This is a genomic window from Bradyrhizobium sp. BR 1433 (assembly GCF_051547665.1).
Lineage (GTDB): Bacteria > Pseudomonadota > Alphaproteobacteria > Rhizobiales > Xanthobacteraceae > Bradyrhizobium > Bradyrhizobium australafricanum.
In genome coordinates, this window is sequence record NZ_JBPUGG010000001.1 from 2,091,896 (window position 1) to 2,117,334 (window position 25,439).

Genomic DNA, 25,439 nt, shown 5'->3' on the forward strand with positions numbered 1-25,439 from the left:
GGTTGCCGCCATCCGCGACGACGAAGCAACGGTGCGGTCTGGAATATCCGGCAGCGACGGAAATTTTGGCCGCGAGGGCGCAGGCGCTGGTGGAGGTGGTAACCACGGATCAATCCACCACGGATATCCCGGTATCCGCGGCACTGGCCCGTAGATATCTGGAACCCGGTCGCCAATGCCAGACCACGACTCCTTCGGGATCGCACCATCAGTTCCGAAGTTGGGCACTCGATAGGCGTTGTCTTTAGACCGTGCCGTCATGAACTCACTCCATGATTTGCCAGACGCGCGCGTGGAGCGATGCCGACGAGCCGAAAGAGCAGAGTGCATCGAGGACACGCCGCTCTTTCTCATCGACTGGATGCCGCTCCAAAAGGATCGTGCTTGTTGAGGACAAACCAACTAAGGGTCGTAGATTACCGACTGCGACAGGCCGTGTCGGGCCAGGACAGCGTCGATCTCGTCCTGACTGTGTGGATATGCCTCATAGATCAGCTTCGTCTTTAGGCTCGCGGAATATCGCGGATTCCATGTCCAAGCGAGGTCTGCTGGAGGCACTCCTGTCTCGTCAAACTTCCGCTTCAGGATCTTCTGATCGCGGTACTTTCAGGTGGCTCCTTGAATTGAGCCGGAAAGCCCCTTGAATAATAGAACTTACTCTTGAGATCGGCCCGTGCCTGGCCTTGGGCACCGACCGAGCCAGGAACACATGGATAAGCGCCAAAGTGCTGTGCGTCAGAACCCGGCTTCTCCGCAAATCCGAAACATTCGTTACTCAGCCCTGCTTTTAAATTGGTCCACGCAACAATGGCATCTCGCGGCACAAATGCCTCTGCCGACGCAAAGAGCAGATAGTTGGCGCATGCCGCGAAGCAGTAGTCACGAACAATGACGATCGCTTGCCTGCTCTTGAGTATCTCGGCAAGCGCAATCGTCGGCGAGACTTCACCACCAAATCCGTGGATTACGGCATATCCGCCCTGCTCCAGGCTGTCTGCAACCAAGATCTCCTGTTCAGAAAATATCCAGTCGTTGATACACAGGACCTTCCTGTCGGATCGGAGCGTCAGCGGACTCGCCCTCTCCTGCTGAAATATCCGTGAGCTCGTCTTGATCTCTTGGCAGAACGCCAATGCCTCGGAATAGACCTGCTTCTCCGCCTCTGGCACTTGGGCATGTGAAGCCTCCGCACTCATCGGAAGTATCCAGGCGAGGGCCGCAAACGCTACATTTGCTCCGCGGAAGCCAAACACGTTCTACCTGCACTTTGTTGAGCCCAAAGATGACGCGATCTCCAGCTTAGAACAAAGCATGAACATTTGTCAATCCGCTTACGAAACCGCAATTTCCTTATCCATGATGATATGCTTCGCACGATACCCGTCGAGCACGCGCAGCCAGCCCTTACGACCGTAGATCCTGACGCGCGCGCAGCCTTCGTCTCTCGCATAAGATTCGATCCCATCGAGCAGCGGCAACCAGCGCTTCACGCCAGTGCCGCAACACGCAGTAATGACGCAAACTTTGCCGATATCGGAGTTGATCAGGACTGTCGCAGCTGCCGCTTGGATTGTCCGACCGTCCCAGGCGAGCCATAAAAGGCTGCGTCCAGAGAGAATGTCCGCTTCGACATCGGCTAACGCGTTGAGCGTCGTTCGGCGACAAGCTGCCCACAGTAGTGGTCTGGCATGGGGCCAAACTGTGCGGACCTGCTCCGGAGGGACACAAACGAGCGAACATGATTGACGCACATTCATGGTCCACATTCGTGCTTTTGGTCTCATCGTCCGGCGCCCGAACGGTGGAGGGTCGTCAGCCTTCTCCTACGCGTCTTGGGCAAAACTCATTATAGCGGTCGAGAACGTTCTTCCGGATAAGTCCAGCCGGAGCGCGATCAACGAAGTCTCGTTCGCGAGCGACGTCCGGTTTGTCCGCAGCGACTTGCACAGACATGATCTCTTCGAGCACATCTGATAGCTCCTCACCTCGGCCGAGCTTTAGGAGGATCCGAGCCTTTTCGCCAAGCGCTTCTCTCTGGAAAAATCCGGTCTGGTTCGCTCGCCCCAAGGCGACATCGATCCAAACCAAGGCTTGTTCCGCTTGGTTGAGGGAGTAGAAACAGATAGTCGCCTTGGTAATCGCAGGGCGAACATCACTCGGGTGACGCTGCAAAAGCTCGTCGAGGATCAGCAAGGCATCCAGATCTCGTCTAGCTTCCCGCAGTAGCAACACCAATTCATAGCCTAAAAAACGATGGTTATCGCCTTGCGCCATCGCCACACTGTCCGTGACGGTACGAATGACCTCCCCGAGTGGTCTCTCGCGCCGCAGGCGCTTGATCCACTCGTCCAGATCCTGCAATGAATTGGGCGGTCCAGTCACCACACGCATGGTACCGTCGCGAGACTGCCTGATCGAAACAAACCTTCGACCTGCTGTCAACTAGATGGCGCGATCTCGCACATCACTAGAGTCATCGGCCGTGGTTCCGGTAGACTTCCTCGTCGGGGTCGAGTTTCCATCTAGGGGGTTCGGAAGGCGCCGGTCGACCACCATTCCTATTGCACATGTCCCATCGGATGGCAGCTCGCTGCTTACATCCTTGGTAGTGATCGGGATGAGCAAACTCGTCATCTCGCCATCGCTGGTGACACTCGTTTTCTTCTTCGTTCTTCCGACTCAGACAGTAATCGTCGTCGTCGCCTCCGCCCGAACGTTTGCCGCCGTTGTTACCCCGCCCCGAACCACCGGAAGCACTCTTGTTGCGAGCCACCCGCTTAGAGATGGACGACATAGTGGTTGGAACGCGCACAAGTTCTCTGGTATCTTGGTTGGGCGAACTCGATGAACTCTCACTCTCGTCGCCGGACCCCGATTGCCGCAATTGCTCGTGTTTCAGAATTAGGCCAAGCAGACCTACTGGCAGGCCTGGCGGCTGATACGGCGGCTGGTCCCCACCAGAGTCGCGCTTCGATCCTTCTGGACTGCCGATTGAATTGTCCAAGTCGCGCAGCGCCGGAACATCATTGCTATCGACGAAGGGCTGGCCCGTCATTGATTGTCGAAGGAGCCGTGGCCAGAGCGTGGCCGCGAGCCATCCGTAGCGCCAAGTGTTGGGTAACGGCGGCATCGACGGCATTGGAATTAGCTGAGTTGAATCGGATGGTCCGAAAGTCGGCGGAGGTGGAAAGGGGAGCCCCCTTCCAAACACGCCAGGGCCTAGTCTAAGTGGTGGAGCCATTGGTTGATTCCCTCGCTGAAATGAAAGCGCCATCCATCATTGACGCGCGGCACTGCGTCGCGCGTAGATAGATCGCTCAAGGTAAGAGCTGTCGATTGCCTGTGAGGGCGTACCGGCGCGCGAACGCGGCTGGGGACGCTTTGTCAGTCTTAACCCAGCACTGCGTAAAAAAACGTCCGCCCAGCCGTCGCCGAGTTCACATGCGTTATCGTGAACGATCCATTAGCCACGGCGCTGACGTAGAGCGTGCCGTTGCCAAGCTCTGTCGCGGCATTTGCCGAAGCTGGCGTTAGGATCGGCGTCGAGCCTGATGCAGCGTTCGGTGTCGACACCGTCGTTGTCGATGCCCCCGCCGCGAGCGTTACCGTCCCGACCGCGTTCGATCGACCGGCGGCGAGGCCCTGGATGGCGAGTACGATCTTCTTCAGGTCGGTCTCGGTGATGCCTGGAACGTACGCCGTCATAGCTCGCCGCTCGCGATCACGTCCGGCACGACGCCGGCGCAGAAGGTCCACTGGGTTGCCGCGGGGATCCGCACCTTGAACCGCGAGTAGCGCGTATCCTGCATCATGTCGCAGCGTCCGGTCCTGGCATTCACAAGCACCTCAGTGCCGGGGACTGCAATCGCGGAAGGCGTATCGCGGGATGAGACGGCCCCGTAGAGCGTGGGGGCGTCGGTGATCGGCCTGAAGCCGCGGATCGTGATCCGGTTTTCGTCACTGCCCTGCTCTGCGCTTTCCAGCGTCGCTTCCAGGTTCTGGCCGCGAAAGAAGCCGAGCACATGCGCATTGTTGAACTGCGCGATTTCAGGCTGCACCGCCGTGGCATAGGCATCGAGACTCAATGTCATCGCATCGAGCGAGGACGAGATGGTGTCAAGGTTTTCCAGCGTCAGACCGGTCTGCGAGACACCCAGCAGATATTCTCCGGTCATCGAGACAGGAAAGAATCGATCAAGCAGGAAGTCATAGCCAAGCAGCTTGTTCATAGGTATTCCCGACGGCGCCGGAGACCGATTTGTAGGCCCAGTACACGCGGGTGCTGCGCGGATCGGCCGCGCCCATGAAAAGCTGCAGGTTGCCCTTGTCGAGATCCGCCAGAAACGTGCGATCGACCTTCTCGCGGCCGATCTGCTCCGGCACACCGCCCGGCTCGATCTTGTGAAAGCCCTGGCCCGCGTAGAAGAAGATGCGTTCGCCGGCCCGGATGATCGAGTACGGCGCGTAAAGGCCCTTGTCCTGCGTGATGCGATCGATCTGGAACACGATCGGCGAACCCGGGACGTAGGACATCCGCCGGATCGCCTGATCTTGAAAGATGATCCCCGCCTCGCCGCCGGCGACACCGCGAACGATGCCGCCGTCGGGAAAGTCCTGAAAATCGGAGGACTTGATGCCGCTGATCCAGCTGTCGACTGCGTTGAAATTGTTCAGCCCCGACCACTGAATCCGATAAGGGTTCGAGAGCAATCCGGACAGCACCAGGAACCGGCCGACGACCCCAATGTAGGCCGCCTGAGGCGGCGAGCCGAGCGCATTGCCGAAGGTCGAGGCCGACGACAGGTCGAACATCTGCAATGTCGTGTTCGCCTGCGTCGCGAATACGAAGTTTCCAGTCTGCGCGAATTGCCACTGCGCGTTGGCGCTCAGCGCGCTATATGTGCCGCCGCCTGACGACACATCGGCCCAGGTAAAATCAGTATTGTTGAGCTTGTAGAGCTTGTTGCTGGTTCCTGCGAAAGTGACCACCGTGCCGTCGGACTTCAGCGCGTAGAAGGCTCCCCTGCAAGCAGCCGGCAGCGGAGCCGCATAAGCTGACAGACTCGGAAATGGTCCGTAGCCGTCACCACGCGGAATCACATTGAGGATGTTTCGCGTCGCCTGACCTTCATAGTCGCTGACATCGGGGCGATACTCGCCAGTGGCAAGCAAGGGCATCTTTCAATCGTCTCCAGGAGATTGGACGGCAGGCAAGGCGAACGCACTGCCGGCGGCATGCCGGGCGCTTTGTGCAGAGCGGCGCTAGTGCACAACTGGATCTGGAATTTCCTGCTCGGAATCAGCGGTCCAGGCGCTCGCCGGAGCAGCCTGGGACGTCCAGGCCGAGATCGGTGGAACGTCCGTGGTCCAGGCAGGCGAGACCGTCGCGTTCGTTGTCCACTCAGGAGACGGCGCTACTCCACCAGTCCAGCTGCTTGCGGTAGGTTGGGCCGGCCACCAGTTCACAAAGTCTCGGCCCATCGCCGCGGTGCTGCCAGTGACCTGGTACGCGACCGTTCCGGCATTCAGAGCAACCGCCCCAGCCACTCCGTTACAGGCAACAATGTAGTCGCCTACGGCGACGCTGAGCGTCATGGCAGTCCTCACGGAATTTCCAGTGAGGACATAGTTCGTCGCGAACGACACGAGACCAATAGAGAACAGAGCGGCGGCGCCGCCCTCATTGTAGCTTCTCGAGCTTGCATTCAGCTTTGAATTAAAGGTCACGGCATTGGCGGCTAGCGCGTAGCTTGCCGGAGCCGCCGTTTCGCGAAGACCGAGGATCGTCCCATTTCCCTCTAGGGCGTACGATGCCGATCCACAGACCAGAACATTCGATCCGCTGACCCTCGTCTGTCCCAGAGCGAGGCGGCCGATTGCGTCGAACCCGAGCAGCGACATTTGCTAGACCGCCCCCGCCGTTCGAAGAGGCACGCCGCCGCGCAGCGCCTCAGTGATGAACCTCATCATATCGCCGAGACTCCGTAACGAGGATCAAGCTGCAGACAGGGTGGCGCTTAGGCGCCAATCCTGAAGCCTTGAAAATGCGTGCCTGACGTAGCACCGAACAGTGTCGTGACGCCGTTTGGCATATAGACATATGCCTCAACGTAGTCGGTGCTTCCGTTCATCGGAACGGCACAAACAAGCAGCTTGTTGCTGTCGCCCGACATACCGCCCGAAACTGCCGTGTAGGCCCCGTTCTTGATGCGCGTGCCGTTTTTGTAAAGCGACGGCTGACAGCTCTCTGTTGGAGAAGTTCCTGTCGCGGTCGTGCAATCCAGAACAAAGAGATAGGTGCCAGCGGTCTGCGGGGTGTACTTCCCAGTCGAGGTATCGAACCAGGATTCGTTATCGACCTGCTTATTCGTCCATGTGATCTTGTTATACGCCGAGGCCGTTAGTCCGGTCAGGTCGGTGCCATTTCGGTCGACGATGAAGATTCCGTTTTCGGACAAGTTGGCTCGGATATTGGCCCGAGCCTGAGCGCGCTGTGCCGTGCCGAAATTGTTAGCTTCCTCGATCGAGATCAGATCCTCTTTCAGAGCCACGATCGCCACTTGCGGCGATGCGGAGAAATTGATCTTCGACGCCGTTCCAGACGAATTGAACAGGACCGTGGTTCGAGACAGAACGCCGGTCGAGGCGTTCCAGGTACCTTCGCCGAGCTCCCATTGGGAAAGGTCCGCGCTCTCCGCGCGATACTTGTATATGCGCCCATTGACGGCTCCTGCCGCCGCGGGCGCCATGTATCCTCCGACAGGCCCCGCGACCAACCAATCTGCGGTGCCGCCGGATGCCGGAGAAAATCTGCACGCGTCGAGAAATGCTGCCATATCAGGAAATCGTCAGGATGCCATTGATCTGGTCGAGCGCGACCGTGAAGGTATTGCCATTGGTGAGCACCAGGCCTGTGCCGTAATCCCACCACCCGATCAATGGCTTGGTTGCGGAAGTCGAGTTGTAGAGAACGGCATATTGAAACGGACCGATCGATCCGCCGGCCGCCGTCCATGCCGGGTTCGTTGAGCCAAAGAACCTGAACGTGCCCGAGGTTTGCGATCCCGCGACCGTGCCGATCGATGCTCCCCCCGACAGGTAGCCGTTTGCGGCCGGGAGATCGGCGGGCACATTGTAGACGGTGTTGGTCGCGGTGGGCAGCGCGTTGGTGAGATATACCTTGTAGACCTGTGCTGTCCCGGTCTTCATGTCGTGCAGCGCGTTAGCAACATCCTGCACGAAACAGTTGAACTTGTTGAAGGCGGCCATGCTTGTGATTCCTAGATGATCTGACCGGAAGCGCGAACCGTCATTGGCCCGGCATTGAAAGTTGAGGTCAGCCCCAGATTATTGAGACTGTTGAGCGCGGCCGCGAAGCCAAGCGCCCAGGTCTGGATCCGTCCATCGTCCTTCAGGTAAGGTGCGGCCTCCAGGAGCGCGCCATAGAGATACAGATCCGGCGCGGCCGACAGCAGCCAGTTCGGATCATTGCTGGCGAGCGGCGGGACCACCCGTCGGTAGACCATTTCGATTGTGTAGGCCTTGTCGGGCGTCGGAGCGATCTCGATCTCGCTGCCGAAGATCGTGAAGTATCGGGGCTGTCCCGCGACGTCCGATATGCCGAACCGGTATTCGTCGAGCTGTGTGCCCGACTTGAACTCGAGCCAGGGCTTGCCCGCCACACTCGACAGCCGCATCCTTCGCATCGATTGGAAGTCGGTCGGCAGCGCGATAAACTCGGGCTCATCGGAAGTGAGTTCGATGACCGCGATGGCGCGCTGCTCCATCTGGCGAACAAAGAGCTCCCGATTGAGCTTCGCCTCGGAAAGCTGGATGAAGGTCGGGATCCGCGCGATCAGGACGGAATCCTGGTCGCGCGCCAGATACTCCGTCACCGCCGATTGCAGGGAGGCATAGTCCACGATCTGTGTCACGAGGCCTCCGCTGTCCATCCGGCCTGCAGCTTCGGTCGATCGGTGCGCAGGTAGGCCCATTCGGGATCGTCGAGCTTGCGCTGCACGATGGCATCAAACTCGGGCGAGAACATCCGGACCGACGTGTTGCCCCTGGCGTGCTCCTCGTTGAGCCACTTGACGTAGATCACGTTGGGGATGCGCGCGACGTGCCGGCCCCACTCGCCGTGCTGCTGGTCGCGACGCGCCTGATGATTCCATTGCAGGATCGGCTCGAACATCCTGCACGTGCTCGATCGCAAGGTCGCGACCGTTGCTGTCGAAATGCGGCCGGATCAGGATGCCGTCCATCACGACATCTCCGTAACCCAGAGCATGCCGGCGGTTGCCGTGACCAGGCCGTTGGTTGCCGCCTTGATCGCGGCGATCCGCTGCCCGGGACTGACGATGATGTATTCGACGACGTTCGCAGGCAGATAGACATCGGCGGTCGTCGCGGTCTGGGTGCCGTCGCCAATCCGATAGCAACAGGCGGAGTTGGCGACCAGGCGCAGCTGGTAGGTCTCGGCACCGAACGCATTGGTCGCCCCGACGCTTGCGTCGTAGGCGATCGTCTGCGTCACGCCGAGGCGCGACGCCGGATGTTTGGGAAAGAATGACATCAGGCCGTCCTCACCGAGAGAGAGAATGCATGGGAACGGCGGCGCCGGACGCGCCTGACGGCGTCAGCACGATGACATCGTCTTCGTTGAGATAGGTCGGCGAAGCCGGCACCGCCGAGAACAGCTGCCCCGCAGCCGATCCAGCCTGGGGCACCGTGAAGCTCGTCAGCGTGTTGCCGTTGGCGGCGACCGAGATGGTGCCGTCGGCCGTGGTGATCGCGCCGCCCAGAATTCCCGTCGCCTTCAGCACGCGGCAACGAAAGGGAACCCGAATATAGGCAGCAACGGGAGACGCACCGCATGACGGCGTATAGGCCGTCAGGTGCTCGGTATTGAGAGTGTGATTACCGGGAAGTGGCATGGAGGCCTCCTGGAGCAAGGGAAAGCGGGCAACCGAAGGTGCCCGCCGGATCGCAATGACGGATTAGGACGTGGTGTTGTCGAACACCCCGCCGGAGGCCTTCTCGTTACGCGCGACCAGCGCGTACTCGGCCAGCACTTGGCGCCGATCGGAATCGCCGGTCTTCGCGAGCGGGATCGAGATCATGTTGCGGCCGTTGAGATAGGCGACGGCCCATTTGTCCATCTCGAGCACCAGAACGTCGCGCGGACGCTGGAAGCGATTGGCAACGACCTTCAGTTTGCCAAAGTCGGATTCGTACGCGTCGACCGAGGCGACGATCTTCTTCGACTTGGCTTCCTCGATCGCGGTGGACCGCCCAGTGAAGGTCGAGAACACCTGCTTGTTGAAAGCGCCGGTCATGATGGTGCCGGGCTTGCCGCCATTGCTCCAGATCGACGACAGCACGGTCTTCAGCCGCACCTCCGTAAACGCCAGCTGGGTGCCGTCGGTACGCGTGCCGGTGCCGTCGGCCGCGGCCGGATCGGCTGCGCCGCCGGCCGTCCCTTTGGACGTATTGCTCACGACCCACGACAACACCGACGCCGTCTTGCGCGGCACACTGGTCGAGCCGGCAACCTTGGCCTGGTTGCTACCAACCAGGATCGTCTCGATGTCGCGCTTCAGTTCGAGGCCGCGCAACATCTCCTGGTAGGCAAGCTCGTTGTCGCGGCCGGCATGGTCGACGGCCTGCTGCGTGCCCGACACCTGCGCCATCTTGTAGGAGATCTGGCAGAGATTGCCGAGCCGGACGGTCGGCACCAGCGCGTTGGCGGTGGGATCGTCACCCTCGAGCTGAGCGTTGGCATTGGAGGCTGGCGCCAATGCCTGGGTCTGCCATTCGTGGTTGACGGCGGAGGCCTTCTCCTTGTCGACGCCGCTCATGAACGGGGTGTCGGTCGGATCGATGCGATAGATCATATCGCTGAGGTCTTCACGGTTGCCGATCGCCTGGTAGGTCGTCACCGTGTTGGTAGGCAAAGCCATGTGTTGGTCCTTGTGCTGTCCGACAACGCGAGCGGACGCGCCGCCCAATCGGCGGAGCGTTCGTCATCGTGATGAGCGGACGTGATGGTCTTGGTGGTTGAGCGCTTGGGCTGCGCGATGGCGCGGAAACTCGTTTCCGGTTCGGCCCGCCTTCGTCTCCGCCGTGGCGCCTGCGCGTCACGCAGGGTCGGCGTCATGAAAAAGCCCGCGGCGGCTTCCCGGCGCGAGCTCAAAACTTTTGATGGTGAGATTATGCTAGTGAGTTGCCCGACGTGTCAACTCGCAAGATGTATTTTTCTTAGCGCGCACGAAATTCAGTCCTGCAGTATGATCACCCGAGCTAACATCACAACCGGTCCCACCGCGACGACAATCGCGAAACAGAGAGAGTTCCGCCAAAGCGATCGTTGAAGGAGCTCGCGTTGCCTTGCGGTGGCGGCGACAAACCAACGTCAAAGGTCGAACTGCGAGGCTGCGCGTTCGGGGAGATTTGCCCTTGGATGTAATCTTCGAGCATGCCAGGCAGTCCCTTCGGCGCCGCCGGCGAGTGAACAATGAGCGGCGGGCCAAATAGCCATTCCGGTGGTCGTGCAGGTGGATCAACCTCGATCGGCCCTGGCACGTTGGGACCTCGGGGAGGTGGCAGCGGTACAGGTGCTCCCTCTTTCCGGGGCAACGACGGAAGCGGTCCCCAATCGGGGAAAGCAAACCTAGGAGGTCGTCCGAGCATCATCCAAATGAACCAGGGAGGCAAATAGCCTGGATATTCAAGAAGCGAATTCGGAGGGATGCTGTCTTCCGGTACCTGGCCATGTTGGAATACGCGCCTTTCTTACCTACGGATAGTGAATGACCTGCTGCTGGTTGAGGGTCGCTCATTGTCGAGCGAGAGAAAATCGTGCCTACGGGTCATAGATAACCTTAAGTTCCAGATGCAAACGACTCACCAAGTCGTCGACATCGGTCTGGCTTTCCGGATAGGCCTCATAGATCACCTTTGTCTTGAACAGCCTTGCGAAGTATCTGGGATGCAGCGTCCACGCGATGCGGTGATCTAAGACGGAGTCAAAATAGAGATTTTTCCTGACCTTTCTCAAATAGCGATTGTCCGGCGGAGCCTCGAACAACGGATCGATCACTCGCTGCTTGAAAAACTTGTTCTGCGCTAACACCACGCGCCGCCAGTCCGCCTCTTTCTCCGGCATAGGCTGACAGGAACCGCGCTGCAGACGGAACTCCCCGCTCGGCATTCGCACCGACGCATACCGTGAACAGAATGGCAGCGCGGGATCAGTGCTTTCGTAGTCCCAGGCGACAAGGGCTCCCTTGAGCACATATGCTTGGTCGGATGCGATGAGCAGATAGTTTGCGCAGCCCGCCAGACAGTAGTCGTACACGACGACTGTCGCGTGCCGGCCGCCAAGCAGGTTGGACAAAGCAACAGCGGAAGCGATATCGCCCCCGGCGCTTCGAACGACGAAGAGCCCCCCTCTTTCAAGTCACTGACCTCTGCGCGATCCGTCGCCTTATCGATCCTACCGTCAAAGCAAAGGATCGTTTGATCGGCGCTGAGTGCGATTGGCCGAGCAACGGCCCCTCGGCATATTCGACAGCGCGGTGGTAGTTGGCCTTGTCGAATGCTTCAGCTTGCGCGCAGAACCCGCCTGAACCGAGAAAGAGGAAGGCGAAGACGAGCAACGGCGCCGCGAAGACGGGCCACGGTCGCCGCCGGAAGATCTCCCCGCGCGGATTTGCGAAATTCCGCTCCCGTTCAGGGCTCAAATGGCGTCGCTGAAGCGTCTTGTCAGACCTTGTCATGCCTATGGCTCAAAAACGCCTTGCGCCCCTTACACAACCTGCTGGTGCAGGAATTGACAACATCGAACAAAACAAGAACAATGTCAATGCGCCTGCTGCTAGAGGATGCCGAACCGCTTCCTCCGCTCCGCCGTCTGCGCCAGCTCTTTCAGCTCGGCTTTCGCCAGCTTGCCGTTGGTGACCGCGGCGGTGAGGTGATCGCGCACCTTCCCAACCACGTTGATGGCCAGGAACAGCTTTTCGCGGCCGGACGCGTCATCGATCGTCGTCGACCGCCACGCGGTCGTATAGGCGTCCTCGAGCGTCGCGAACGCCTCGACCAACAATTCATCGGCGAGCAAGCGTTCGGCCCGGACCGCGCGGCCTACGGCCTGGTCCAGTCGCGATTTATCGGCAATCGTCATTGCGAAGGTACTCCATCGATGCGATCGGGATCATGGTCGACAAGGTCGAGAGTGAAGGCGAGATGACCGGGCAGTCCGACAGTCCCGCGAGTCGGTACAGGAGTTGGCGTTAGCGCGCTTGGCCGGATCAACGCCGCCTGTGTTGACCTTGGGTCAGCGAGCGTAGCGCATCGCCCGCCGGCAGCTACCTCGAGCAGCATGTCACTCTAGTATCGCCGCCATGCTCGTCTTAGGTTAGTCGCACCCGCTCGTCTTCATCCGTACCGGACGGTTGAAAGAACTCACAACGTAGCAGAAACGATCCGGGCGGCAGCTCCAGCGGAACGGTCTCTGAAATACTTCCGACTTCTATGGCCCCGTCAGCCGGAACCTCGAAGGGGACCGCAACTGCGCGTACCGCGCCGGGGTGGACGGCAGCGGCGTGGTTTACCACGTGAATTTCCACCGAGTGCCGACCGGACTCGACCATGGAGCTGAACAACACGCTGCCAGGCCGCCAGTGAAGCCCTGCGACATATGGCGGTCAGTCCAGTCATTGTATGGATCCTTCAGCGAACTCACGAACACAGAGAGTTGCCCATAGGAGAGCTCAAAGCCGATCGTGACCGCCATAGTCAATCCCCAACGTTGATTTGAGCTCCATATAGATTATCGAGCACCGCCTCGGCTGCAGTTGCAGGCATCAATGGCATGCACATGAGATTGGTCCAACGCCGCTTGCAGATCGTGCTGTATCGCAGCCAGAAGTCGAATCACCCCGTCGCCTTTGCCCAAACCTTGTCGAACTCCGCTTTTGAAATGATTTCCGGCTCGAAATCGGGGTCGCCGGCAATCTCCTCAAAGGATGGGAGTGGCTCGACGCCTAAATCCGTTCCACCGTCAGCGCTTCCGGGACCCGCATACCCCATCCTTCCGCTACGAAAGATTTCGACCTTGCGAACCTCCCAACGTTCGCGATCCAACTCACTATAAAGAAGCACCGGTTCATCAGAGAACGAGTGCTTCCATTTCACCTTGAGATAGATCATTCGCTTGGCACCTTTCCGCTACCGATAACCCTACCGCTTAAATCCAACGGCACCTCGTTTGGGATAACATAAACACCGGGCCGGCCTCGAATGACATCCAGATCGCCAGTGTTGATTTCGAGGTACTGGGTAAGTCTCTTCCCCTGGAAGGGAATTTTTAAGAAGGCTCGCGAAAGCTGTGCTGGTTTCAAGTTACCCGGCGAGATATCGGAAAGATACTGGCCATTTCCATATCGAACATCATTCGGGCTTGTGGCTTTAAGAGACGGATTTAGCCTTTCCTCTTCTAGGATACCATTCAGACCTGCCTCATCAGTGTAATGATATAGAGTTCGGCCGGCTATCGGTACGCTATCGCCGATCGCTGCTGTTTCTGCGGCACGTCTGAACGCCGCGCCGCCCGTGGCGCCCAGTATCATTCCAATTGCAGCTGTGACGGCTCTGGGAAAGTCGTCGCGGCGCTTTGCATCGACAAAGTCAAGGGCCGAGCCGGCAACGCCAAGTGGGGTTAAGCCGAGTACGTTGCCGATCCGTGAAGTCAGGTCGTTCGCGGTGTATGGCTGCATACCCATACCCGTCAGCGCATCGGCCGCGAGATATCCAATGCGCTGCGTGGGCGTATAAGTCGCCGCCTTCAATTCGTCGGTCGGCCGATTGAATGCCGACCGATCGATCCTCAGCTCGCCGGGAGGAGATATCGGTGCTGACGTCGGATCCTGTGCGGCAACCTGGCCCGCAACTCCAGTGGCCGCGGAATCCGGCTCGTAGGAACTCGCCGGGTACCATTGGCGGCATGTCGCGTAGCGACACGCCGACATCCGGCGGGGCAACGCTAGTTGCATGCGGGTGAGGCTGACCTTCGGCTTGCGTTCCAGTCGCTCGAATCAGAACGTCCGCCGCGAACGGATCGTGGTCCACGGGAATAAGCGCAACGGCTGCGAAATCCGGTTGATGGTCGACGGGCACCAGCGAGAAATCAGACATGATGAACGACCATCAGGAATTTGCCGGGCCGCTTCGGATCCTCAACGTAGTGGTGACCGTCCTTGGCCTTCCGCGCGCCGGGCACAAAAGAGCGTTCTGATTTCCGCGCTTCCGTCGCAGCCTTCAGATGCGCGTCGAACACCTTGATCTGGGCATCGAGCTCGGCCTTGATCTTGGCCAACTCGATCTCGGCTTCGGCCTTGAGCTTCTGATGGATCGCATCGGCCTGCGCCTTCTGCTGCTCGACCTGCGCACGATGGACGACAGCAAGCTGATCGGCCTGTGCCTTGGCCTGCAGCGCCAGCACGCGTGGATCCGGCGGCGGCGATGGCGGCGCCGGCGGCGGATGTAGCAACTGTCCGGTCTGTGGATTGACCGCGGTCGGATCGTTGAAGAACCGGCTCGGGTTCTTGTGCCCCATGATCCGGGTCAGCTCGACCGCGGTGTTGTAGAGCTCGCGGTCGCCAACCATGTTGATCTTGCCGCCGCCAATCAGCTCCTTCTGCACATTGGCAAGCGCCATCACCTGCGCGAACTGCTGCGCCTTGCCACCGGTGCCGAGGCCGACATTGATCGTCATGTCGTCGCGGGTCTTCCAGTTGCGCGGATCGACGGTGACCCAGCTATTGCGCAGCCGCACTGTCTGCTGCTGCTGGCCGTGCTTGCGGATCGTGCCATGCAGCAGCGCAAAGATGTCGCGCACACCTTCGGCCATGATCCGCGCGATCAGCTTGACCCGCATCTGAGAGGCCGAGAACACCTGGGCCACCGCGGTCGCCGACTGGTTCTGCAGCGCGTTGGCGTCGATGCCTTGCGATTGGCGGCTGAGGCCGGTGCGGCTCTCGAGCTCGGCATCGAGATATTGCATCATCGGATAGATCGAGGAGGTGATGTCAGGCACCACCTGCCAGTTCAGCCCTCCCGGCGTCTTGGTGCGCACCACGCCGCCCGGCCGTGAGACCAGCAAGTCATCGAGTGTATTGGGACCGGCATTGCTCTCGGCCACCTCGACGCGCGGATTGTTGTGCAGATAGAGATTGTCCAGCGCGCCGCGCTTCAGCGCGGTCTTCTCCCGCTGCAGCGGCATCACCAGCTCGGCGATCGAGCGGCCGAAGAAGCGATGCGTCATCGGCACCGGCGTCGTCGCCGCGAACGGAACCGCGTCGAACGGCGTGATGCAGTCACGCCCATCCTTGCGCAGGATCTCGCACTGGTCGCCTCCAGTGATCACCTGATACAAGCACGGCCGACCGTTACCCTCATAGTCCATCCGCACATAGTGCTCGGTGATCCGCACCAGCCGCGCCGCCGCGTTGATGCTGCCGGCACCGGCACCGAAATGCTCGTCGGCGGTATCGCGCGCCAATGTCTCGATGTTGGTATTGCCGGTATAGTCGTTCAGCGACCTGATCTGCGCGGCATCGAAGCCTTCGGCAATCAGCTGGACTTCCGTCTTGGTCACCACCTCGTGGAAGCAGTAGTTGCAGTCATGGATGCTACGTGCACCACGCTCGATGCCGAATTCTTCCGGCGGAACACCCATCACCCTCGCCTGTGCGAGCTTTCGCGTGGTGACGATGGTGACGTCGTGAGTAATGGATGAGCCAAGCGGCATCGCCGCCGGCCCCGGGAGCATGGGAACAGCCATTTTCGTTGAGCTCATCTAATGGGGGTGTGCGACGGCTTGTGCGCCTGACAAGCGCTCGTACATCGCGTCGGCGGTCTATTTGCCCGGATAATTGATCCGTGCGTAGCTTTGCAGAAAATCGGCCAACTCGTTCAGCGACAACTCGGGGTAACGCAGATCGGAAGAGTCAGCCTGACGTCCGGAAGGACCGGAGGTGCTTTCGAGAAATCGCACAGGAGGCGCCCCCTCATTGAAAGCCTTGCCTGATGATGGGGACGTGATCGCCGGCGTCCGCCAATCCACGCTGTCCGCGCCATTGTCGGTCAGGGCGACGATCCGGCCCAGAAGCCCCCCACTCGCTCCCGACCGCGCGGCCACACCGCCTACGGGCACCTCCGGATATCCATACTCACGCGGCGAACGGAGTCTGCCGGCGGCGCCGGAATCGCCCGCCGGCGCAACTGGACGCAATCCGGCGTCGGGATAGTCGTACTCCCAAACATTGCTTCTGCTTCGGGATCCCGGCGGCCGCAGCGCTATCTCGGATAAGGGGTCTCCTCCAGGGCTGCGAATAATCGTCGGACATTTCGTAGGGCCCAAACCCGTACGTCACACCGGCGCCAGGCGTCCCAAAGCCAACACCGTGCGCGCCTCCGCTGGTCCCGACATTCGCGCGAACTGGTCCAGATCCGATGCTGCCCGATGCCGATGGCCCAGTCAGCAATCCTTCAAGGTCTGGTGTGTATCCCGCGGACAGGCCCCAGCGAGGTGTGCCTGCATACACTTGGGGATAGAGTCTGCCGTGATTGTCGATGTACGCGCCCACCCCGCCGCCCCATGGCCAGCCAAACGTTCCTCCACCGTAAGTCCCTGCTGTCATCTGTGCTCCTTACCGCGTTTGATCGACTGCCAACCCGCAGTTGGTTCGATAGGTTTTCCAGGATTTGAACGTCTGATAAGCAACCCAGAAGACTCCAATCAGCACGAAACAACCAAACACGATATTTCCCGCTGCGAAGAATCCAAGCGAGCCGCCCAAGGCAGCGGCGCACCAGCCGTACAAGGTCTTCATGTACTCGGCTTGCTGCGGTAACGACGTCGAAGGCGCGAGCGCATAGGTGTGAAGCGCGTATCGCGACATGTCGTAGTCCTGGAACTGTGGAGGAAACAAATCGACAAGCTGGCGACGAATGACCTCGGACTTGACGGCCGACCATATTGCGACAATTGCGGCGACGGCAAAGAAGGCGACAGACATGGCAATTCCCTGAACACTTCGACGACAGTCGCGACTATGCACCAAACCCCGTGCGCTTCGCCATCCCGAGTCCGCCGTTCAGGCTGGCTAGAGGTGGACCGACCCGCCACACATCGCGCCCGCGGCCATACATGCCGGTGAGGGTCGACCAAGGCGCCGTTTCGGATCCCGGGCTCCAGTAGTAGTGCCACCGATCCCGACCTGGCCGATCCGCGGAAACGATGGAGTCCATGAGAAGGAAATTCCGTCCGGCCACCGGATCTTCTTGTCTGATTCAGCCACAGCTCTCTCCTTGGTGGCCTTTCGGAAACGTATGATCTATCTTGTGCCGGCAGCTAGCGTGGCAAATCGTAAAGTGCCGCTCGTAGAGACACGACAAAGCCGGAGCCGGAGATCGGCAGAACGTGGAGGACAGCTGAGTGATCTATCTCGCGGGTGCCTTGTAACGCTGTGGTTCTGCGGCCTCGTCTTCCTGGCCGGACGCGGTCTGAATCTCTCCCGCTTGGTATTGAATAATCTGCAGCCGGGAGCGACCTACTTCGGCAAAAGCGACGTCAAATCCTTCACCCTGTTAGGCGGCGAGTTCAGAATTCAGGCCACCGCGATCGACCCCTCGCTCCTTACTGAAGCAGGCAAAACCTATCAGAATCGGGCGCGACTAAATGATCGCATCATGATCGCATGGGGCGCCGGTGGCTTCATCTTGATCGGAGTCCTTTTTCATATCTCAGGACCTGAGAAGCGAGCAATCCGGCCGAACGGTCGACGTTGACCCGCAGAATTCTGAGTCTGGCGCTGCTTGGGACTTCCTTCTAGGTCACGCGCTTGAACGACGACGAGCGGTCAGCTCGTCGCTTCGATCCCAACATCGCTGGCCGGATCGTGCACGGTGTGCTCGACGATCTTCATCGCACCGTTTGACTGCATCACCGCCTGCGCCAGCAGCGCGAACTGGTCGTCGGTCAGGTCGTAGTAGGTTTCCCGGCCTTCTTCCTCGCGCTCCTCCCACCACACCTTCACGACGCCGACCTTCGACAGCAGCGCGTCCTTGATGAAGGAATAGAGCGTCATGAAGCCAGGATTCCGCTGCATGAAGACGTGATTAACATAGTCGGTCTCCTGCTGCGCGGCAGCCTCGTCCTCGGGGCCGACAGGCTCGAAGCGCACGACCTCGTCGGAGCCGGCGAAGATATCCATCAGCGAGGGCATCAACCCCTCGATAGTGTCGGCGACATCGGTCGAGACCGCGCGCGAGCGGCCGTCCTGCGCCGGCATGTCCTTACGCATGTCGCCGAGATAATAGTCCATTGCGTCCGCGCGCTCCTCGGCGAGCCGCGCCGCGGACAGCGCCGCGAGCGCATCGGCCTTTTCGGAGGCGAGCATCGCCTTGAGCTCGGACGTCGACATTTTCGTCATTCGTGAAAGCCTTGGTATATGGGTGCAGGTAGGGCAGCATTCCAACGCTGATCGCAGCACGCAACAGCGCTCATTGGAAAAGCTGGATATGCGGATCTCTTGTTTGACATACGCCAAGAAATTGGAGACGCCGCGTTATTTAACGGCCTTGGACTTATCACTCTGGGATCATCAAGGGGATCGCTAGTAGCTGGAGGCGGGCGTGAAATGGTGTCCTGGCCCTCCTTATACAGCGCCCTCGACTCTGCTCCTTCAATTGCTTCGCGGATACGATCAACGACAGCGTCGATGATCGAAGCAGGATCTTCAGCAAACTGCCTCGATGCAATTACCTTGTCCCTAAAGTTCTTCAGGTCTGCAACGGTTGATGACGTCGTCAGCCTGGGCCATGATCTCTGCCCGATCGGCTTCAGTTATCCTAACCGGCTTGTAATCTGGCGGCGGCAGAGGCTTTCGTTCAATCGTCGCCATGTCGCGAAATCTCCAATGTCGCTAATACTAACTCAACGCGTGTCAAATCGCAGGTACAGAGTGCCCACCCGCTCATTCTGAATAAACAGGCCGCCCTTGGCCCGCGCACCAGTAAAGATCGGGTACCCGGAAGGTTGACTTGCGCCGATCGACATGAAGGGAGTCGGCGGCGCTCTCAAAATAGCAGCAGTTAAGATCATGGCGGCTCACATAGATGGTCACGCGGCTTGGATCAGTCCTGAGCGAGAGAAGAGTAACCCTTAGCCCCAGCGACGGCATATTCAGCCCGCAGGTCTCCTCATACACACAGCCAAGAGACCCAGCGTCCTTGCCGGCTTTGGTCTCGACACCAACATCCACGCTGTAGGCGGCTGCAAACGCAGGAGTAGCGACAAATCCGCTGAGCAGAAGTGTTGTGGCCACGAGACGTCGCCCATTAGCCTTCATGCATCACCTGCAATTGCAATCCACGGCTTTGATCGACAGCACGGCGCTGCGCCGTCGCGAACACTACCCGTGGCCTCCAGCCCACGCTGGAACGTATCCGACAAAGCCATCGGCCGAACCTCTCTGCTCGAAGGCAAATGGCGGGTCACGATCAGATTTCGTGGACGGTCTGAGCAGCCGTCAGCCATAGGTGAACCATGTTGGGCAATGCAGTCTGGCTACTCATGAGTTGTGCAAAAGACGCTACCACCAACTAGAACAGATCAAGAACATTGTCAATCGGCCCTCAGCGTCGCTGCGCCTCTGCGCATAACACGCAAAGCTCAATTGGGAGCCAGAGCGCAGTCGCCCAATCGGCTAAGAACAACGTCGTTCAACACGGATGGAAAAGCGGAGGCTTCGCCGTACGACGAAGAGCACATTTGCGATTGCCTCACACCCAACCTTGATCTTTGTACCTGATCACCCGGTTGAAAGTCCCTGCCCTACCCGGCGCTTCGTAGCAGATCGCCATCAGGCCGAGCGCGTCTGCGGCATGGCTTGACCAATCGTGCTCCGGGCCGAGCCCGACATTGCGCACCTCATCCTTGCGTTCGTGATAGAAGCCGATCGCATCGCGGCCGGCTTCCGTCGTCGCCTCGTTCCACCAGAGTTGCGGTCCGAGCCGGCGCAGTGCCTCGATGCGCATCATCGCTGCGCCGCGGCCCTGGTTCTTCACCGGTGGCTCGACGGCGAAACCGGCGTCGCGCAGATGGTCCTCGTAGCGCTTGCCGGTGATGTTGTTGGTCGCCATGCCATCATGCGGCAGATAGAGGATCGCGTTCTGATAGCCGCGCGAGCGCAGCCAGTTCACGTGATACGCCAGGACCTGGCCAGCGCTCTCATAGTAGTCCAGGATCCTAATTTCGCTTCCGGCCCATTGCACGATCCACATCGTGAAGGCATCGGCGGTCGCGCCGGCGCCACCGATGTCGATGAACGCGCGCAACGGCAGCAGCGGGTCCGCGGCGACCTTGCCGATCCGGCCGTCCTTGTGCGCCTGGGTCAAGAGCTGCGCGAAGTACGCGCCTTCGAACGCCTGCACGTAGCCTCCTTCCCAGATGTGATTGTAGCGATCGGGATAGAGCGAGAGGTCCGTGCGCCGCTCTTCGTCAAGCACCGCGGGAAACCACGGATTGTCGCGCCAGTTTGCGTTGACGACGATGGCTCCCGAAGGCTTGCGTATCCGAAGAAAATCGTCGATCGCGTCCGACTTCCGCCGCGGATTCCAGCTCGCCCACAATTCCGAACCTGGCGCACGAATCGTCGGCCGCAGCAAAGCGAGGCTATGCGCGCTCAGCGACTGCGCTTCGTCGATCCACGCAATCTTGAAGCCCTCGAGGCTCTTGATCGAGTCGGCCGTATGATCCCGCATCCCACGGAAGATCATCACGCCGTCACCGGGCGTCGCAATCCGGTCCGAATAGTTCTTGAACCCCTGACCGACACCAAGCGACGCAATCTTGCTTTCGATCAATCGCTTCGACGATTGCGCCAGCGTTCGCTGCGCCTCGCGGATACAAACCGCCAGCGTGCCGCGCTCGGCCTGGCACATCTCGACCAAAAGCTCGCCGAAGAAATGGGACTTTCCCGAGCCTCGGCCGCCGAATGCCCCCTTGTATCGCGCCGGCCGAAGCAGCGGCTCGAACACCTTTGCGGTTGGAATTTTCAGGATCGACAAGACTACTCTCGATGAGGCAAGACCGCTTGAGCGCCGGGCAGCTGCCCTGCTGCAATCGTCGGCCGTGAACTGTCATTGACGAGCACGCGGCCTGATCAGACTGGCAAGCCAATTATTGAAATCCATCTCCGGAATATCGGAATTGTCCGGAAAGCGAAAGACCGACGGTGGCAACGGAGAACTTGGCATAGGCCGTCCATCGATGGGAGCCCGAGGCTCAGCCATTAGGGATGCGAATCCCCCGAAGCGCTCGCTGAATGTGGCGGGACGCCCCGGTTTCGCAGCGCGTGGAACGAACGGCACGGCCGGTGCTCCACCTTCGAATCTGGCCTGGCTCTCGCCCGCCGTCGGGACTCGCACCAGCCGCCGGACAGGCGCTCCGTTGCTGTCCGATTCTTGCGGAGAGCCGTCAGGTGGCCCCACGAACGATCGCGTCTCGTAGAGCGGTTGCGACGATATAGCTGATCCCGCCGAAAACTGTCCGCCGGTGCCAAACCGGCCGAAGGCGCCAGCCCCCTCGGCGCCGGATTGAGATAATCATAACGCGGATTGCGCGGCGCGTCCGCGCGCGGCAACAGGTTGCCTGGAGGTGAGGCAGGATGATCGGGGGAATTCAAAGGGTCGTTACCGAAGAGTTCTTCCCAATATGCACGATCCGAATCATAAAGATTCCATGCCTTGAAATAATCGCGGAGCCCGAACTCTCGATTGATCCTGTCGGCATATGCTTCAGGCTTATTCGGCTCGCCCCCATCTACAGTTTTGCGGAAGACCTTTCGTCCCGCCCATTGGGCAGCCCTCCTCTCAAGTTCTCGAGCAACTTCTTCCAAAATCAACTGCCACATGAGTGCTTTCAGCCTTGGCTCGAGGTCCGCCCGAATTGGTCCGAGTAAATTTGGCCCGCGCATGCGCGATTTCGGGAAGACGTCTTATCGTTGTCGAGTGTTCTCAGAATTTGCTCGCTTGGGAGGGGCTACCGACGGACGGAACGCAGAACCACCGCAAGACCGGCGCAACAGACTGCCAATCCGATCAATGCTGCGAACATCGTGCGATTTATCGCAACGAATGCCATCGCCGGCACTTCCGCCGAGACCCTTATCGGCCACACGATTACATCAGCGCACGAAGAACAAGACCGCCGCTAAACAGAGAGCACAGATAATAAGCCCAATCCCGCCGGCAGCGCTCGCCCCCAGCTCTACTCTTCCGAGCCCGTCACGCCTGGCACCGAGCCAGCCGAACTCTCGTTGGTCGCTCGACATGCCGGGCGCCACGCTAATTCTTCCAAACGAAAGCAGTGGCAGGACAAACCGCGCCACGTTGTAACCAACGAGGTCGACAAAAAACAATACAAGCAGTTCAACAGCCGTCGCGACGATCCACATCAGAACTCTCGCCATAGCAGCACTTTTTGCGCGGAGCACGCCATGATAGATATCATGCTGATCCGTGCCCTGGTAGGGCGGTTCTGAAGCACGGTACCGCGAGCGGCGACAGGAGTGGTCCGGCCGCTAGCGGTGAAGTGATTGAACGTATTCGAACAGACGTCGGACAAAGGCAGATCGAGCGCTCTGCCTCAGGGAGGATTGCGCGCTCGCCTCTCAGGTATTTTCGTCTTCGACTTCTTCGGGCTCGACGATGACCCGTTCGATGCGGTGCACAAGCTCTAGCGCTCCGTCACCGTTCTCGATCGCCTGCGGCGCTTTACCCCAGCCGCGATCGAGGATGGCGTTGGCAGCGGAAACGCGGGCAGCCGGGGTCGCGCTGGTCGATCGCATCACCCCGACCAAAGCGTTGAGTGCGCTTCGCGTATGGCTTCGGGCAAGCGAGCGTATCTGCGTAATCGTTTTCGCCACTCATTTCTCCTGCCAATCGGTCGGGAGGTATTCGCTCGGCGCCGTGTCGATGCAATTCGTCTCGGGATCGGGCAACGCGGAGCGAAATGCGATCGTGGGAAAGTCCGTCTGCTCCCGTTTGGGATGCGGGCGCGGAATGAACTGGATGATCTCGGCGCTCATGCTAGCTCCCACAACGCGACGGCAACCAGGCCCGCGAGCGCGAGCGATACCAGGTAGGCGGTCATGCAAACCTCGTTGATCGGCCGTCAGCGCGCGATGCGGCCATGGAATGAATGTGCGGCAGATCGCGCACGGGCGGCGATCTTTGGGGCGCGAACCTTATCCCTGACGAGTGGGGCCGCGGGCGGCGCCGGCTTGCGCCGCGCCGCAGGACCGGCGCGTTCGCGCGCACCGGCCAATCCGTTGCTCTTTTCAAAGGGTTCGGACGGCGGCACGCTTGCGACGCTCAGGCGACGGGCTGGGAGGATGTGGCGTCGTGACGGTGCGGCCGCCGTCCGATTGGTGAAACGGCAAACAAAAAGCCCGCCGCGGATTGCTCCGCGCGGGCTCAACAATTTCTGATTTTCGGATTATGCCCCTGAGTTGCCCGACGTGTCAAACCCTTTTTTCGGGCTGAATGCGATCGGTAAAATACGATGTGTCGGCTTCGACGGTGAGAAACCGCCTTGAGCGAAAGTCTGGGCATTGATCCGAAATCGCAACGCGAGCCGGCGCCAAGCGCCTATGCTTGCTGCGATGATGTCAGTGTGCCGTTGAGTTGCCCGACGCGTCAAGCGGACAGCTCACAATATTTGGATCGACATCAATTCAGTTTTTGGCTTGCGTCGGTCGAACTGACCCGCGCCGAATTTGATTGCAAGGAGGAAGCGTCGATGTATTTCGTTGCTGCCGTGCTCGCGGTCCTGTCCGGCCTGTTCTACGCCGCGGGCCATCATCAGATCGGCTCTCTCGGTGCCACCATGTGCCGGTATGGCGGCATGTTCTGCGATAGTCCGGTGCTGGTTCTCGTCGGTGCGGGATTTGCAGCAGCGTGGGGCATGCTGGTCAGCATTCGTTGATCATCCCGCGATATTTCCGACGATGATTTTGTGCCGCCGATTTGCCCGACGAGTTAAATTCCTCCGCCCTGCGTCGGGATGTGATCCCACGAACGCCCGCATCTATTGCGGCGTGCTCGGGTTTGCCGGATGAGCGGGCTTTGGGCCAGGCGGATCAGGCTCGATCGGTGCCTTGGGCTCGGTCGGTATGACCTTTGCGCCAGCCGCGCGCGCCGCCTCGCCGGTCGTTGAGTAGTTGGCCGAAGCGGCCGGCTGCACGTTCGGCTTGTTCCACGGACCGTGATCCACGATCAGCATGCCGAGCACGCCGAGGATCGCAACCACGGCCGCGACCAACAGCGGCGTGCCGCCATGTCGATTTCGATGCTTGACCGAACCGCCATCCGCAATGCCATGCGCCTGCATTCTCATCATCGCCTCCACCACGGAAACAAGCCGCGACCCGCGCGTAAGTTTCCGGTTCCCCGATGTGAATGCAAGGCATGTCGGTGGAACCAATCCGCCGCTGCGGAATTTCTCGGATATGTGGCCGCCACCGCCGTTCAAGACGTGCGGAGAGTGAAGGCGTCGGTCACCTGACGTCGGTCACCTGACGTCGGTCACTTGGCCTTCAATAAATCGCGGCACGGCACATGAGCTCCGAAACACCCGAGTTCCCGCTTCAACCCACACTCGGTGAACGAGCGATCGACACCGCGACGGACGTCTCGCGTACGATCACGGAGGTGTCGGACGGACTTCGAGCCGCCGCCGATCGCCTCAGCGATGCCATCGCGACCTCGCGCCGACCGGGCGGAGCCCTGGCCACCGTGAGTGCGGTCACGCGCGAAGCGCCGCTCGCAAGCCTGTTCGTCGCGTTTCTGCTCGGCGTTGCCGTCGCGCGCCGGCGCTAAAGCGTCGATGGGCCCGCGAACGCCGTCCTAGAACTTGCCCTTCGTCGCGTCCTTGGTCGCCGACATCACGCTACCGCTGATCTGCCGCATGTGTTCGCCGGCATTGGTGAACTGGCTGCGCAGGAACTCCGACTGGATTCGCATCGCCTCCTGCAGATCCGTAGCGTGCACGAGCTTGCGCGCATGCTCGAACGCCGCCTTCATGTTCTGCTCGGTGAACGACAGCGCTTGTTTGGAGATCTCGGTACCGGCGCCCGGCATCGACGTCATCGACTTGCTCGCGGCATCAAAGAACAGGCTGAAGGCCTGTTCGGCCTGGTCGATGGTCTTTTCCGCGAGATCGCGCAACTCGGCGGGAACTTCAAGCTTCGGCTCAATCATGATCGCGCCCCCTGAAATAAGCGTCCGGCGACGTTAGCATAGATCGTGACGGCGTCAGCGCCGGATCGCGAGCTATGAAGACCCCACCCGCTCCGGCCAATTGAGGAAAA

31 protein-coding genes and 1 pseudogene are annotated in these 25,439 nt (G+C 60.0%); 3 read left to right on the top strand and 29 right to left on the bottom strand.

Going from position 1 to position 25,439, the window contains the following annotated elements; all coding sequences use genetic code 11:
* Positions 1 to 581 precede the first annotated feature (581 nt).
* The 21 genes and pseudogenes from ACSKB9_RS10530 to ACSKB9_RS10630 all read right to left on the bottom strand — a co-directional run bounded on the left by ACSKB9_RS10530 (position 582) and on the right by ACSKB9_RS10630 (position 17,081).
* The gene (locus ACSKB9_RS10530) at positions 582 to 1,196 is read right to left on the bottom strand and encodes a hypothetical protein (protein WP_438072993.1); all 615 of its coding nucleotides are present in this window, start codon (positions 1,194 to 1,196) and stop codon (positions 582 to 584) included.
* 135 nt (positions 1,197 to 1,331) lie between these two features.
* Positions 1,332 to 1,757, bottom strand: coding sequence for a hypothetical protein (locus ACSKB9_RS10535; protein ID WP_438072995.1), 426 nt, complete (start codon positions 1,755 to 1,757; stop codon positions 1,332 to 1,334).
* A gap of 55 nt (positions 1,758 to 1,812) precedes the next feature.
* Complete coding sequence (locus tag ACSKB9_RS10540; RefSeq protein WP_438072997.1) at positions 1,813 to 2,391, bottom strand: tetratricopeptide repeat protein; 579 nt, start codon at positions 2,389 to 2,391, stop codon at positions 1,813 to 1,815.
* A 999-nt stretch (positions 2,392 to 3,390) separates the two neighbouring features.
* Positions 3,391 to 3,705: a hypothetical protein gene (locus tag ACSKB9_RS10545; protein ID WP_438072998.1), complete on the bottom strand. Its 315-nt coding sequence runs from the start codon at positions 3,703 to 3,705 to the stop codon at positions 3,391 to 3,393.
* A complete protein-coding gene (locus ACSKB9_RS10550; RefSeq protein ID WP_438073000.1) occupies positions 3,702 to 4,229 on the bottom strand; it encodes a hypothetical protein in 528 nt (175 codons plus the stop codon). The genes ACSKB9_RS10545 and ACSKB9_RS10550 overlap by 4 nt, the downstream gene beginning before the upstream one ends.
* On the bottom strand, positions 4,207 to 5,178 hold the full coding sequence (locus tag ACSKB9_RS10555; RefSeq protein ID WP_438073002.1) for a hypothetical protein: 972 nt from the start codon (positions 5,176 to 5,178) through the stop codon (positions 4,207 to 4,209). The genes ACSKB9_RS10550 and ACSKB9_RS10555 overlap by 23 nt, the downstream gene beginning before the upstream one ends.
* A gap of 839 nt (positions 5,179 to 6,017) precedes the next feature.
* A complete protein-coding gene (locus tag ACSKB9_RS10560) occupies positions 6,018 to 6,836 on the bottom strand; it encodes a hypothetical protein (protein WP_438073004.1) in 819 nt (272 codons plus the stop codon).
* 1 nt (position 6,837) lies between these two features.
* Complete coding sequence (locus tag ACSKB9_RS10565) at positions 6,838 to 7,269, bottom strand: hypothetical protein (RefSeq protein ID WP_283069996.1); 432 nt, start codon at positions 7,267 to 7,269, stop codon at positions 6,838 to 6,840.
* Between the two features lie 11 nt (positions 7,270 to 7,280).
* Complete coding sequence (locus ACSKB9_RS10570; RefSeq protein ID WP_438073006.1) at positions 7,281 to 7,934, bottom strand: phage adaptor protein; 654 nt, start codon at positions 7,932 to 7,934, stop codon at positions 7,281 to 7,283.
* A complete protein-coding gene (locus ACSKB9_RS10575) occupies positions 7,931 to 8,194 on the bottom strand; it encodes a hypothetical protein (RefSeq protein ID WP_438073008.1) in 264 nt (87 codons plus the stop codon). Before ACSKB9_RS10575 ends, ACSKB9_RS10570 begins: the two co-directional genes overlap by 4 nt.
* 69 nt (positions 8,195 to 8,263) lie before the next feature.
* The gene (locus ACSKB9_RS10580) at positions 8,264 to 8,575 is read right to left on the bottom strand and encodes a hypothetical protein (protein WP_438073010.1); all 312 of its coding nucleotides are present in this window, start codon (positions 8,573 to 8,575) and stop codon (positions 8,264 to 8,266) included.
* Between the two features lie 10 nt (positions 8,576 to 8,585).
* Positions 8,586 to 8,936: a hypothetical protein gene (locus ACSKB9_RS10585; RefSeq protein WP_438073012.1), complete on the bottom strand. Its 351-nt coding sequence runs from the start codon at positions 8,934 to 8,936 to the stop codon at positions 8,586 to 8,588.
* 63 nt (positions 8,937 to 8,999) lie between these two features.
* Positions 9,000 to 9,962, bottom strand: a complete 963-nt coding sequence (locus ACSKB9_RS10590) for a DUF5309 domain-containing protein (protein WP_283069984.1) — start codon at positions 9,960 to 9,962, stop codon at positions 9,000 to 9,002.
* A gap of 902 nt (positions 9,963 to 10,864) precedes the next feature.
* A complete protein-coding gene (locus tag ACSKB9_RS10595) occupies positions 10,865 to 11,398 on the bottom strand; it encodes a hypothetical protein (RefSeq protein ID WP_438073014.1) in 534 nt (177 codons plus the stop codon).
* Between the two features lie 480 nt (positions 11,399 to 11,878).
* On the bottom strand, positions 11,879 to 12,184 hold the full coding sequence (locus ACSKB9_RS10600; RefSeq protein ID WP_438073016.1) for a hypothetical protein: 306 nt from the start codon (positions 12,182 to 12,184) through the stop codon (positions 11,879 to 11,881).
* A 229-nt stretch (positions 12,185 to 12,413) separates the two neighbouring features.
* Positions 12,414 to 12,796 (bottom strand): annotated as a pseudogene (comJ, locus tag ACSKB9_RS10605) (competence protein ComJ).
* A gap of 140 nt (positions 12,797 to 12,936) precedes the next feature.
* Positions 12,937 to 13,212 carry a DUF6881 domain-containing protein gene (locus ACSKB9_RS10610; RefSeq protein WP_438073018.1) on the bottom strand — a complete coding sequence of 92 codons (276 nt, stop codon included), beginning with the start codon at positions 13,210 to 13,212 and terminating at the stop codon, positions 12,937 to 12,939.
* Positions 13,209 to 13,850 carry an HYD1 signature containing ADP-ribosyltransferase family protein gene (locus tag ACSKB9_RS10615; RefSeq protein ID WP_438073020.1) on the bottom strand — a complete coding sequence of 214 codons (642 nt, stop codon included), beginning with the start codon at positions 13,848 to 13,850 and terminating at the stop codon, positions 13,209 to 13,211. The genes ACSKB9_RS10610 and ACSKB9_RS10615 overlap by 4 nt, the downstream gene beginning before the upstream one ends.
* 338 nt (positions 13,851 to 14,188) lie before the next feature.
* Complete coding sequence (locus ACSKB9_RS10620) at positions 14,189 to 15,844, bottom strand: portal protein (RefSeq protein ID WP_438073021.1); 1,656 nt, start codon at positions 15,842 to 15,844, stop codon at positions 14,189 to 14,191.
* Positions 15,845 to 15,919: 75 nt separating this feature from the next.
* Entirely contained in the window at positions 15,920 to 16,216 is a 297-nt protein-coding gene (locus ACSKB9_RS10625; protein WP_438073023.1) for a hypothetical protein, read from the bottom strand.
* A gap of 496 nt (positions 16,217 to 16,712) precedes the next feature.
* On the bottom strand, positions 16,713 to 17,081 hold the full coding sequence (locus tag ACSKB9_RS10630; RefSeq protein WP_438073025.1) for a hypothetical protein: 369 nt from the start codon (positions 17,079 to 17,081) through the stop codon (positions 16,713 to 16,715).
* A gap of 313 nt (positions 17,082 to 17,394) precedes the next feature.
* Between ACSKB9_RS10630 and ACSKB9_RS10635 the strand changes: the two genes are divergently transcribed.
* Entirely contained in the window at positions 17,395 to 17,853 is a 459-nt protein-coding gene (locus tag ACSKB9_RS10635) for a hypothetical protein (protein WP_438073026.1), read from the top strand.
* Between the two features lie 71 nt (positions 17,854 to 17,924).
* Here the strand turns inward: ACSKB9_RS10635 and ACSKB9_RS10640 are convergent, their stop codons facing one another.
* The 6 genes from ACSKB9_RS10640 to ACSKB9_RS10665 form a co-directional block, all read right to left on the bottom strand.
* Positions 17,925 to 18,488, bottom strand: a complete 564-nt coding sequence (locus ACSKB9_RS10640) for a portal protein (protein ID WP_438073028.1) — start codon at positions 18,486 to 18,488, stop codon at positions 17,925 to 17,927.
* 552 nt (positions 18,489 to 19,040) lie between these two features.
* Positions 19,041 to 19,391, bottom strand: coding sequence for a hypothetical protein (locus ACSKB9_RS10645; RefSeq protein ID WP_438073030.1), 351 nt, complete (start codon positions 19,389 to 19,391; stop codon positions 19,041 to 19,043).
* 457 nt (positions 19,392 to 19,848) lie between these two features.
* Positions 19,849 to 21,135, bottom strand: coding sequence for a PBSX family phage terminase large subunit (locus ACSKB9_RS10650; RefSeq protein ID WP_438073031.1), 1,287 nt, complete (start codon positions 21,133 to 21,135; stop codon positions 19,849 to 19,851).
* 1,118 nt (positions 21,136 to 22,253) lie between these two features.
* Complete coding sequence (locus ACSKB9_RS10655; RefSeq protein ID WP_438073033.1) at positions 22,254 to 22,523, bottom strand: hypothetical protein; 270 nt, start codon at positions 22,521 to 22,523, stop codon at positions 22,254 to 22,256.
* 216 nt (positions 22,524 to 22,739) lie between these two features.
* Positions 22,740 to 22,994, bottom strand: a complete 255-nt coding sequence (locus tag ACSKB9_RS10660; protein WP_438073035.1) for a hypothetical protein — start codon at positions 22,992 to 22,994, stop codon at positions 22,740 to 22,742.
* Positions 22,995 to 23,156, bottom strand: coding sequence for a hypothetical protein (locus ACSKB9_RS10665; protein ID WP_156436535.1), 162 nt, complete (start codon positions 23,154 to 23,156; stop codon positions 22,995 to 22,997).
* Between the two features lie 506 nt (positions 23,157 to 23,662).
* On the opposite strand from ACSKB9_RS10665, the gene ACSKB9_RS10670 reads away from it, so the two are divergent.
* Entirely contained in the window at positions 23,663 to 24,055 is a 393-nt protein-coding gene (locus ACSKB9_RS10670; RefSeq protein ID WP_438073037.1) for a hypothetical protein, read from the top strand.
* A 102-nt stretch (positions 24,056 to 24,157) separates the two neighbouring features.
* Here the strand turns inward: ACSKB9_RS10670 and ACSKB9_RS10675 are convergent, their stop codons facing one another.
* The gene (locus tag ACSKB9_RS10675; RefSeq protein WP_438073039.1) at positions 24,158 to 24,469 is read right to left on the bottom strand and encodes a hypothetical protein; all 312 of its coding nucleotides are present in this window, start codon (positions 24,467 to 24,469) and stop codon (positions 24,158 to 24,160) included.
* A gap of 218 nt (positions 24,470 to 24,687) precedes the next feature.
* On the opposite strand from ACSKB9_RS10675, the gene ACSKB9_RS10680 reads away from it, so the two are divergent.
* Positions 24,688 to 24,948, top strand: coding sequence for a hypothetical protein (locus ACSKB9_RS10680; RefSeq protein ID WP_050383887.1), 261 nt, complete (start codon positions 24,688 to 24,690; stop codon positions 24,946 to 24,948).
* Positions 24,949 to 24,975: 27 nt separating this feature from the next.
* Here the strand turns inward: ACSKB9_RS10680 and ACSKB9_RS10685 are convergent, their stop codons facing one another.
* The gene (locus tag ACSKB9_RS10685) at positions 24,976 to 25,329 is read right to left on the bottom strand and encodes a phasin (RefSeq protein WP_016847366.1); all 354 of its coding nucleotides are present in this window, start codon (positions 25,327 to 25,329) and stop codon (positions 24,976 to 24,978) included.
* Positions 25,330 to 25,439 lie beyond the last annotated feature (110 nt).